This window comes from Gracilimonas sp., assembly GCF_035704785.1.
In the GTDB taxonomy this organism is placed as follows: domain Bacteria; phylum Bacteroidota; class Rhodothermia; order Balneolales; family Balneolaceae; genus Gracilimonas.
This window is the reverse complement of record NZ_DASSWP010000152.1, coordinates 1-9,570: the sequence shown is the minus strand read 5'-3', so window position 1 is coordinate 9,570 and position 9,570 is coordinate 1. Positions and strand designations below refer to the sequence as shown.

General features: G+C 38.8%; 13 protein-coding genes. 7 read left to right on the top strand and 6 right to left on the bottom strand.

Annotated features, from left to right (window positions below):
- From VFM80_RS09050 to VFM80_RS09040, 3 genes are all read right to left on the bottom strand, one after another.
- The coding region (locus VFM80_RS09050; RefSeq protein WP_395071505.1) for a Na+ dependent nucleoside transporter N-terminal domain-containing protein at nucleotides 1–297 on the bottom strand (297 nt) is incomplete at its 3' end.
- The gene (locus tag VFM80_RS09045) at nucleotides 298–966 is read right to left on the bottom strand and encodes a thymidine kinase (protein WP_395071504.1); all 669 of its coding nucleotides are present in this window, start codon (nucleotides 964–966) and stop codon (nucleotides 298–300) included.
- Between the two features lie 77 nt (nucleotides 967–1,043).
- Nucleotides 1,044–1,625 carry a 2'-5' RNA ligase family protein gene (locus tag VFM80_RS09040; RefSeq protein ID WP_395071503.1) on the bottom strand — a complete coding sequence of 194 codons (582 nt, stop codon included), beginning with the start codon at nucleotides 1,623–1,625 and terminating at the stop codon, nucleotides 1,044–1,046.
- A 75-nt stretch (nucleotides 1,626–1,700) separates the two neighbouring features.
- Here VFM80_RS09040 and VFM80_RS09035 point away from each other — a divergent pair, with 75 nt between their 5' ends.
- On the top strand, nucleotides 1,701–3,719 hold the full coding sequence (locus VFM80_RS09035; protein WP_395071502.1) for an ATP-dependent helicase: 2,019 nt from the start codon (nucleotides 1,701–1,703) through the stop codon (nucleotides 3,717–3,719).
- A gap of 73 nt (nucleotides 3,720–3,792) precedes the next feature.
- Here VFM80_RS09035 and VFM80_RS09030 read toward each other — a convergent pair whose 3' ends face one another.
- Entirely contained in the window at nucleotides 3,793–4,038 is a 246-nt protein-coding gene (locus VFM80_RS09030) for a hypothetical protein (protein WP_395071501.1), read from the bottom strand.
- Nucleotides 4,039–4,105: 67 nt separating this feature from the next.
- Here VFM80_RS09030 and der point away from each other — a divergent pair, with 67 nt between their 5' ends.
- From der to VFM80_RS09000, 6 genes are all read left to right on the top strand, one after another.
- Nucleotides 4,106–5,413: a ribosome biogenesis GTPase Der gene (der, locus tag VFM80_RS09025; protein WP_395071500.1), complete on the top strand. Its 1,308-nt coding sequence runs from the start codon at nucleotides 4,106–4,108 to the stop codon at nucleotides 5,411–5,413.
- An 88-nt stretch (nucleotides 5,414–5,501) separates the two neighbouring features.
- Nucleotides 5,502–6,188 (top strand): NuoI/complex I 23 kDa subunit family protein, encoded by a 687-nt coding sequence (locus tag VFM80_RS09020; protein ID WP_395071499.1) that lies wholly within the window; start codon nucleotides 5,502–5,504, stop codon nucleotides 6,186–6,188.
- 15 nt (nucleotides 6,189–6,203) lie between these two features.
- Nucleotides 6,204–6,734: a hypothetical protein gene (locus VFM80_RS09015; RefSeq protein ID WP_395071498.1), complete on the top strand. Its 531-nt coding sequence runs from the start codon at nucleotides 6,204–6,206 to the stop codon at nucleotides 6,732–6,734.
- Nucleotides 6,734–7,345, top strand: a complete 612-nt coding sequence (locus tag VFM80_RS09010; protein WP_395071497.1) for a hypothetical protein — start codon at nucleotides 6,734–6,736, stop codon at nucleotides 7,343–7,345. Before VFM80_RS09015 ends, VFM80_RS09010 begins: the two co-directional genes overlap by 1 nt.
- Before the next feature lie 10 nt (nucleotides 7,346–7,355).
- Nucleotides 7,356–7,811 (top strand): redoxin domain-containing protein, encoded by a 456-nt coding sequence (locus VFM80_RS09005; RefSeq protein ID WP_395071496.1) that lies wholly within the window; start codon nucleotides 7,356–7,358, stop codon nucleotides 7,809–7,811.
- A gap of 195 nt (nucleotides 7,812–8,006) precedes the next feature.
- Nucleotides 8,007–8,360, top strand: a complete 354-nt coding sequence (locus VFM80_RS09000) for a response regulator (RefSeq protein ID WP_395071495.1) — start codon at nucleotides 8,007–8,009, stop codon at nucleotides 8,358–8,360.
- A 117-nt stretch (nucleotides 8,361–8,477) separates the two neighbouring features.
- Here VFM80_RS09000 and VFM80_RS08995 read toward each other — a convergent pair whose 3' ends face one another.
- Both VFM80_RS08995 and VFM80_RS08990 read right to left on the bottom strand, forming a co-directional pair.
- Complete coding sequence (locus tag VFM80_RS08995; RefSeq protein ID WP_395071494.1) at nucleotides 8,478–8,861, bottom strand: hypothetical protein; 384 nt, start codon at nucleotides 8,859–8,861, stop codon at nucleotides 8,478–8,480.
- A gap of 69 nt (nucleotides 8,862–8,930) precedes the next feature.
- A partial coding sequence (locus VFM80_RS08990) for a diacylglycerol/lipid kinase family protein (protein WP_395071493.1) occupies nucleotides 8,931–9,570 on the bottom strand: 640 nt, incomplete at its 5' end.

Genomic DNA, 9,570 nt, shown 5'->3' with positions numbered 1-9,570 from the left:
TTCAGGGTGTTCAGGCCCTTGCCCTAATCTTCCAAAGATAAAAGAAGCACCCTCAGTAGTATAATTCAAAACAACTACAAAAAAGCTGGCAATCTCCTGAAAAAGCAGCATTGGCCAACCAAGAGGTCCCCAATACCCGGCCAATACGTCGGCTTTTAAAATGAATATTGCCAGGATGAATTGAATACCAATTCCAATTCCTACCAATCTCCAGTTTATATTCTTCTTGTTATTACTAAAAATAAATGCCAGCCCAAGAATGGCTACCATTCCAATTATACCACGTAAAATTTCCATTTATGTGTGCTCTGAGTTTATTTCTTCTTCTGTTTTCTTAGTATCAGTTTTATTTGCTGCAGGATTAAAAAAAGGTTTGATGGGTCGTCCTCTTCGCCGGTCTACAGGGGGGCGAAAACAATGGCGAGCCCGGGGTTCATAAGCGTCATATTCACCAACCAAAACCTGGCCTTCTTTTTCAACCACGCGCTGAGAGTAATGAGCCATGGTTCCACTTTCGGCGCATACAGCATGAAGCTTGGTGACGTATTCAGCTATTGCGAGCAAGTTGGGCATAGGGCCGAATGGCTTGCCTTCAAAATCCATGTCCAGTCCGGCTACGATCACTCTTTTGCCATCATTGGCGAGTGAGTTTGCAACATCAACAACACGTTCATCAAAAAACTGAGCTTCATCAATGCATACAACTTTGGCATTTCCGGTAAGCAACACGATCTGATCGGCTGTGTCCACTAAAATACTTGGCAATGCAGTCTCATTATGAGATACAACTTCCGTTTCGCTATAGCGCTTATCGAGCGCAGGTTTCACAACTACTACACGCTGACCTGCAATGTGAGCACGCTTGGCTCGCCGGATAAGTTCTTCCGTTTTACCGCTGAACATACCGCCGCAAACAACTTCTATCCATCCAAATTCCCGTGGCGCTAACGAAGGTTCGTTCATCATTTATTCAATCTGTCTGTTATTTTGAACCTATAATTTTGAGGTTGGAATATATTTGGCTATTCCGACAATTGGAAAAACTAATTCTTAAGATTTATTTCAGAATAATGATCGTATTTCTTTTCTCTCAAGTTATACTTCAACACCGTTAATGAACCTACTTCAAACTCATGATTAAAATGAAGGGGGATATATTTTCTTTTGAGTTCTTTAAAAGTATTTAACCGAACTTTTTTTGCGATAGTAACATGCGGGGTTTTACTATGTTTAAATCTCTTGGTTTTAATGACCCGTTTCCTTAGCTCTTCAAATTCTACTATAAGGTTATTAAAACCCTCTGATTGCTCCACATTAATGAATAATGTTTGACTGTTTTGAAAAGTTGAAAATCCATTGAGTTTTAAAGTAAAGGAATTAAGTTCAGATAACGACTTCCTGATCTCATTAAAAACAGGAGGCATTCTCTTTTCAGCTATCAGAAAATTATTTACTGTTATATGAGCTTTCGAGGTTCGGGATTCAAAGTCTCCAAAGTCAGTGGAAATTTCTTTTTTGAGCATTGAGACATATTCAGAGACTTCATCAGGAAGGCTGATCAAAACTAAAATGTCATTGATCATAGCGTCATTTTCAAATAAAGGTAGTTGCACCGTTTTGTTCATTGTGACCGGGATTAATAATTTTATTCAAATTAACACATAATTTTTACATATATCCATAGATTACTATCTTGAGGTATGAAAAAATTTATTCTACAGAAGGAAGAGCCCCGCAAACGCCCCGAAGATTATACGATCCCATATGCGGAATTATTAAATGAACAGCAATTAGAAGCAGTTTTTCATGATAAAGGTCCGGCACTAGTGGTGGCAGGAGCAGGGACAGGGAAAACACGGACCTTAGTACATCGTGTCGCAAGATTGGTAGAAAGCGGTATAGACCCCTCAAATATTCTACTGCTTACATTTACCCGCCGGGCAGCTAAAGAAATGCTGAATCGAGCCAGCAATATCCTGGATGAACGTTGTAAACAGGTTCAGGGTGGGACTTTTCATTTTTATTGCAGCCTCTTGCTTCATCGGTATTCGGATGCAATAGGGTACCCATCAAATTTTACCATTATTGATACTGCTGATGCGTTGGAGGTCATTCAGTTTGTAAGGACCAAGCTTGACCTGCATAAGAAGAAAAAACGGTTCCCTAATAAAAATACCCTGTTAAACATTATCAGTACTTGTAATAATAAACACCTGGATCTGCGGGTAGTGCTTTTGGAAGAATATCCACAGTTTATTGAGCAAGAAGAGAAGATAGCTCAGGTAGGACAGGGTTATGCAGATTATAAGGAGAAAAACTTTGTAATGGACTTTGATGACCTTCTTATAAAAACTCGGGAACTGCTTACGGAGCATGAAGATATACGAATTAAAGTGGCTTCTAAAAACAAATTTGTTATGGTGGATGAATTTCAGGACACCAATAAATTACAAGCCGAGTTAACTGAGCTTTTTTCAAGTGTGCATGGTAATGTAATGGCGGTAGGGGATGATGCTCAAAGCATCTATTCCTTCCGGGGAGCTGATCATCAAAACATTATGGATTTTCCGGACCGCTTTGAGGGTACTAAGCTGATCAAACTGGAGGAAAATTATCGTTCCACACCTCAGATATTGGAAGTTGCGAACAATCTTCTGAAACAAGCTAACTTTAAGTTTGATAAGGAGCTCTATTCCAATAACAAAGATGGAGAGTTACCCGCATTGGTGCAGTCTTCGAGTGAACATGATCAGAGCCGATTCATCACACAGGCCGTATTACAGCTGCGAGAGCAGGAAATGGAGCTGAATGAAATGGCGGTGTTATTTCGTAACGGACGGGATTCTTTTGATCTTGAAGTGGAACTTAACCGAAAAAATATTCCATTTGTAAAGTATGGCGGACAAAAGTTTACCGAGGCGGCCCATATTAAAGATGTATTAGCTCATGTTCGCGTACTGGTAAATCCTATGGATACCATTGCCTGGAACCGGGTGTTGATGCTGTTGGATGGAATAGGACCTAAAACTGCTCAGGATCTATTTGAATGGATACGTTTGGCCAAGAATCCTTATAAACTGGATCTCTCTGATACCACCAGCAAAGCGTATGTCGATCAGCTCAAAGAACTCAGTAAATTATTAATAGAACTCAAAGAAAACGTCCATTCTGTATCTAAAGTGATCGAACTTATTGTGGGTTATTATCGCAATTTTTGCAAAGAACGTTATGATGATTATCCAAAGCGGCTTAAAGACTTAGAAGCTTTTATTAATGTATCAGAAAGCTTTACTTCACTTCCTAAAATGCTGGAAGAACTGGCGCTTGATCCTATCACCGCAACCGCGGTCGATACTGAGCAAAAAACAAAAGAAGAAGCCCCCTTGATCCTTAGTACTATTCATTCTGCCAAAGGACTGGAATGGAAACATGTTTTCATCATACAATGCTTGGATGGGATCATTCCTTCAGCTTATTCGGTAGAAGATGAAGAACAGCTGGATGAGGAGCTCAGGTTATTGTATGTGGCAGCAACAAGGGCAGAGGAGATGCTCTATTTCAGTTATCCGGTGCTAGCACAGTCGGCCTACGGCGATTACTTTACGCAGCCGTCTCGATTTATCAAGGAAATGAATGAAGAGCTGGTGGAAGAATGGAAACTCATCGAGGAAGAACAGCAGCAGCTCGGAGAAGGGGAACAAAAGCATTTGCCGGAATAAAACACCATGGTTTTTATCTGTCCACAACCTTTAGAAACTGATCGATGCCGGATTATTTTTTAAAGTCTCGTAGTTACTCTTCGTCGTTTTTCATGTATTTCCGCTGGTTATACATATCCACGATCAGCCAAATAATAGGGTAAGGGGGCAGGAGTACAGCCAAAATGATCTGCCAGTTATGTCCTTTTTTACGTCCGCCGTCATAAGGGAGTGAAATGCCAGCAATTCCGGCTATCCACAGGATGAAAAAAAGAAATAAAGTTATCGCAAGGGCAAGAGCCCCGAAGAATCCGAAGTTCTCATAAAAGCTTTGAAGCATAGTAAATTAAGTGCTGAATTATGCGTACCTTTAACGCTTGTTTCAATCTAAGAATCTAACACTTAAAATGCTTCCAGTAGTTTCAATTGTAGGACGTCCTAACGTCGGTAAATCAACTTTTTTTAATCGTCTGCTTGGTAAAAGAAAAGCTATTGTTCATGATGAGTACGGAGTTACCCGTGATCGCCACTATGGAGAAACATTCTGGAACGGTCGGGATTTCCACGTAATAGATACCGGGGGATATCTGCCTGACGACATGAATGTTATGACAGTTGGTATCAGGGAACAGGTTCACATTGCGTTAGAGGAATCTGATGTGGTTCTTTTTGTTGTTGATGTCGAAACCGGGATAAACACTTTAGATAAAGCCGTAGCATCTCTATTAAGGGAGCAAGAGAAACCAGTAATACTCGTAGTTAATAAAGCAGACAACGAAGAGCGAAGGATGAATGCCACCGAGTTCTATGAACTGGGTTTTGATGAGCTTTTTCCGATCTCATCCATTAGCGGAATGGGTACAGGAGATCTATTAGACAAAGTAACTGAATATTTACCGGTAGCAGAACCGGAACTTGAAACCGAAGTTCCAAAATTAGCTTTTATTGGGCGACCTAATGTCGGTAAAAGCAGTCTTTTTAACGCTCTGCTTCAGGATCAGAGAGCTATTGTAACCGATATAGCCGGCACAACCAGAGACTCTCTGAACAGTAACCTTCATTATGAAGGTAAAAACTATATACTGGTTGATACTGCCGGTTTAAGAAGACGCACGAAAGTTAAGGAAAACATTGAGTTTTACAGTACAGTGCGTACCGAAAAAGCTATCCGTGAATGTGATATCGCCATATTGCTGGTCGATGCCATGCAGGGATTTGATGCTCAGGATAAGCGGGTATTGCGTGAAGCCGAAAAGTTTAACAAGGGTTTGATCATTGTCTTAAATAAATGGGACCTGGTACCGGAAAAAGACACAAATACTGTTAAAGAGTTTCAGGACTATATCTATACCTCAGTACCTCAGTTATCATATGTGCCTATTATTACTATTTCTGCTCTGAATAAGCAGAGGGTACATAAGGTTTTAGATCTGGCACAAGTGGTGATCGAGGAACGGAAGAAGGAAATTTCGACTTCAGACTTCAATGACTTTATTGACCAAATGTTAGGCGAAAAACCTTTACCGATGAAAAGGGGAAGGCAGCTTAAAATAACTTATGCTACACAGGTTAAAAATGACCCTCCAGTATTTAAGTTTTTTATGAACAGTCCACACGATCTGCCGGCTAACTACCGCAAATATATTGAAAATAAAATAAGGCAACGCTTTGGATTTATAGGAGTTCCTATAACCATGGTTTTCCGTCAAAAATAAAATAGAAAAGCTCATAAATAACTTTGATGCTAAGGTAACAAAGGTTTATTTTTCAGCGCTAATTCTACTCGAAACCTATTCTAATTGAATGGCTAAGAACCTCGAAAAACCGACAGTAAACGCTTTAAGCGATAATTACAAGAATGAGCGTAAGCTCAACTTTCTTGAAAATCTTTATTTGCCTGAGATCCTGAAAGGAATGTGGTATTCCTTCAAACAGATGTTTCAGCCTACTTTTACGCTGAATTATCCGGAAGAAAAATGGGATCCGCCTGCAATTTTTCGCGGACGTCCGGTTTTGGTAGAGGATCATGGAAAGGAAAGATGCGTAGCCTGCGGTTTGTGCGCACGAGCTTGCCCACCTTTAGCTATTAGCATGCAAGCCAAGGAGACGGAAGATGAAAAAGAGCGATATCCTGATTTCTTTGAGATCAATATGCTTCGGTGTATTTATTGCGGTTACTGTGAAGAGGTTTGTCCCGAAGAAGCTATTGTAATGAGTAAGGATTACGATATAGTTTTTGAATCAAGAGAAGATGCCATCTATGACAAAGAACGCTTGCTTGTACCCAAAGAAGACGTTAAAGAGCGGTTGGATTATCTTAGAAATTATAGAAATAAGCAGTTTGGTTCATTTTGGGATTTCCAGGAAGAGAATAATATACACTCGGTAAGAGACCGGGATCAGGACTGGAATTCGGGATTATCTTTAGTTGACATGATCGAACAACAAGAAAAAAATGATTCAACCCCGGCATCCAAAAGCTGGTCTTAAGGGACTATACTAAGAATGGATATAAAACAAAGCCAAATTGATTCTTTAATAGATGATGTCGCGTATTTGGAACATGAGGCGGAAGCCTTAAAGTATGTAATTGATTCAGTACCATATGATGAAACCCCACCAGGTGGCCGTTCAATTGCTGAAATACTAATGTTCCTGGATCACGCTCAGCAATATTATTATAGAAAAGTTATTGAAGATTCATTCAAAAGTTCCCGTCCAATCAACCTGAATGCTTACGTTGATCCTGAGGAAACTTTTGAACCGGATGAAGAACTTTCCAAAGATATTCAGAAACTTCTTTACAAGCTTTCAAAGCACAGAGTTGCTCTCCTTAATTTGATAAAGAATATTCAATTAATTGATTGGGAGAGAGAGATCAGTAAAGGAAGGGAAAGCATTACCTTGTACGAATTTACTTCACAAATGGTCCGTAAGGAGCGTAGTACATTGAAAGAAATTGCGGATCTGGTATTGACCTACCAAAACAGCAAACAGATGCAAAGAGAACTGGAAAGCCGTAATCCTGAGAGTTGATGGAACCGGATAAATGGGTAGATATTGTTCTGTCATTCTCGTTTGGGACAGCTAGCGTACTTCTTTTCAAGCTATATCTTAAAAACCGATCCCTTTTAGAGCTTTATTTCAGTCTTGCTGCGCTTGCTATAACAATACCATATCTGTTCGATCTTTTTTTACCCCAAAGCCCAAGACTTCTTTTTCATTGGGGTAAACTGGTGGCTATAACAATTTACATCAGTGGCTTACTGGTACTCATAAGGGAATCAAAACCGGTTTTCGCTAGATTTCCTCTGTATTTGACGGCCTTACCTTTTATCAGTTTTTTATTTTTTCCGCTTATCATTGATTCTATAGTCATCAAGGATCTCATAAATGCAGTTTATCAGGGCGGTGCTTTAGTAGTAACGGTATTGGTATTCACTGTTAATAATGCCCGCAGAGAAAGGCGCAGATATTACATCATAGGATTAGCTATGGTATCAGCGGCTTATCTTGGTTATTGGCTGTACTTTGGCAGAGCTAACAGGCCTGATCTTATTTGGATATCAGAAATTCTTTTGGCGGGGGGAATTCTTGTGATGCTATTTAGATTTATAAAGGGAAAAAATTTTCTCAATAACAGCTAAGTAGCTACCTATGATAAAAGCACCTGAGTTTATATTAAAAGATACAGGCCTTAAAGACGTCTCATTATCGGATTTTTTAGGGCAAAGTAATGTGGTATTACTTTTTTTCCCGTTGGCATTCAGTGGAGTATGCACAAAAGAGTTATGTACAACCAGGGATAATCTTAAGCTCTACAACTCTCTGGATAGTGAAGTAATAGGAATAAGTGTAGACAGTTCATTTACCCTGAAAGCTTATAAGGAAGCCTACAATTTAAACTTCACGCTTCTAAGCGACTTCAATAAAGAAGTAAGTAAAAAATACGACACGTTATATGAAGATTACTTTGGTATGAAAGGAGTTTCTAAGCGGTCAGCATTTGTTATTGATAAAGAGGGGAGAATAGTTCATCAAGAGATCCTCGAAGATTCGGATAAAATGCCAGACCTTCAAAAGATACAAGAAGTCTTAGCTGATCTGGATTAAGACCCGATTATTGGTTTTATAGAATAGTATCAGGAATAGTAAAATATGGGAAAGTAGTATTAAAATTATTAGTACTTTACATAATATAAATTATAGGAAGATTATATAAATATAACCGGAATGGATAAATAATTTCTTATCATACGGTATTAATATTATGTATCACTTAGTAACAAAAAGCCTATTACCAATTTGATGAAAATTATTATTGTTGAAGACGACAAAGTACTTTCGTTACTGTTATCAAAAATGATCGAGCGCCTGGGGTATGAAATTTTAGCCATTGTTACAAAAGGTGCTGATGCAATAAAAAAAATACAGGCTTTAAACCCTGACCTTGTTTTAATGGACATTATGCTTGAAGATGAAATTGATGGTATATCTGCAATGAACCAAATTCGTGAAGCCGGAAATAAAGTCCCTGTAATTTATATAACTGGAAATTCCGATCCCGCAAATTTTAAGAGAGCCCAGCAAACAGATTTTATCGACTACCTTATCAAACCCGTTGGATTTGATGATTTAAAGCAAACCATCGCTAAGGTATAATAAAAGCCCTAAACCTGATGATCCAAGAGCTTTTCTAAAACAGGAATGCTTTTCCTAACTGCTTTGCATTTTATAAGTGTAAAGCTGATCAGCATGCTGTATTTGACCATTATCGGCTTACCTCTCCTTTTCTTCCTGCTCATTATCATCACTTGGCTGTGTTGCCTTAGGAAGTTCCATAAAAGTAGTGCCCAGATCTAATTCTGAATCCAATTCAATGACTTCATTTTCTGTGATCTCATCATTAGGCACTCCCACAGGAATTATTGGCCGTCGCGGCGGAGGCGCTTTAAGTTCTTGCTTTGTTTGAACGATCTCGTCATTTATTATTTCTTCCTGGCGATCTAAAACTACTGTTTCTTCATCTCCCGACGACTGTATGTTGATCTTGAATGCAGAAATAAAAATAAGCAGTGTCAGAATGAAAGCTATTTCGAGACGAATTAAGTATCCTTCTTTAAGATCTTTCTTGCGATTTTTTATTTTTACCGGACCTCTCATAGTAACCTCCGTTATTTAAGAAGTTTACAGAAGCTATTGGAAATCCGTGAAGATTGTATGAAACGTGTACTATCTACTTTTCATGTCTGTTACTACCGGCAACGAAGATGTCAGAAGCTTAAAAGAATATGTTTTATTGCCGAATATTTGCTCTCCATCTGAATGAGCCCGTACTTTGTATGCCGTCTCAATTTTGCATTCTTCTGTGACCTTATAACTCTCTATAATTGATTTTTTAAAGGGAAAGCCGAACGACAATTTTAGAAACTCTATCAAGATCCTTAGTCTGGGAACACTTTTAACAACAACTATTTCTAACTCCCCGTCATAATTATTGGACGAAGGTGAAATGGTATACCTCCCTCCTTCAGTTTTACCATTTGCTACAACCACCATCCATATCTTTCTCCTGATAAAGACCTTCAGCTCCGGTATATAAATAGAAGCTTCAAAAGGCTTTGATACCATCAGCGCTTTTAATCCTCCGAAGAAATAACGCAAAGACCCGGTCTTAAATTTACTGTTACTAGCATAAAAATTGGTAAGGCCATCGATCCCGATCCCAAATGTATTTATGAAAACTCCGGATTCATTTTCAACGGCATCTATTTCAGTAATGCTATTTTGCTGCAGCACTTTTACAGAACTATCAAAATCCCGGTTTAAACCAATGTTTTGCGCAAAATCATTTCCACTTCCAAATGGCAAG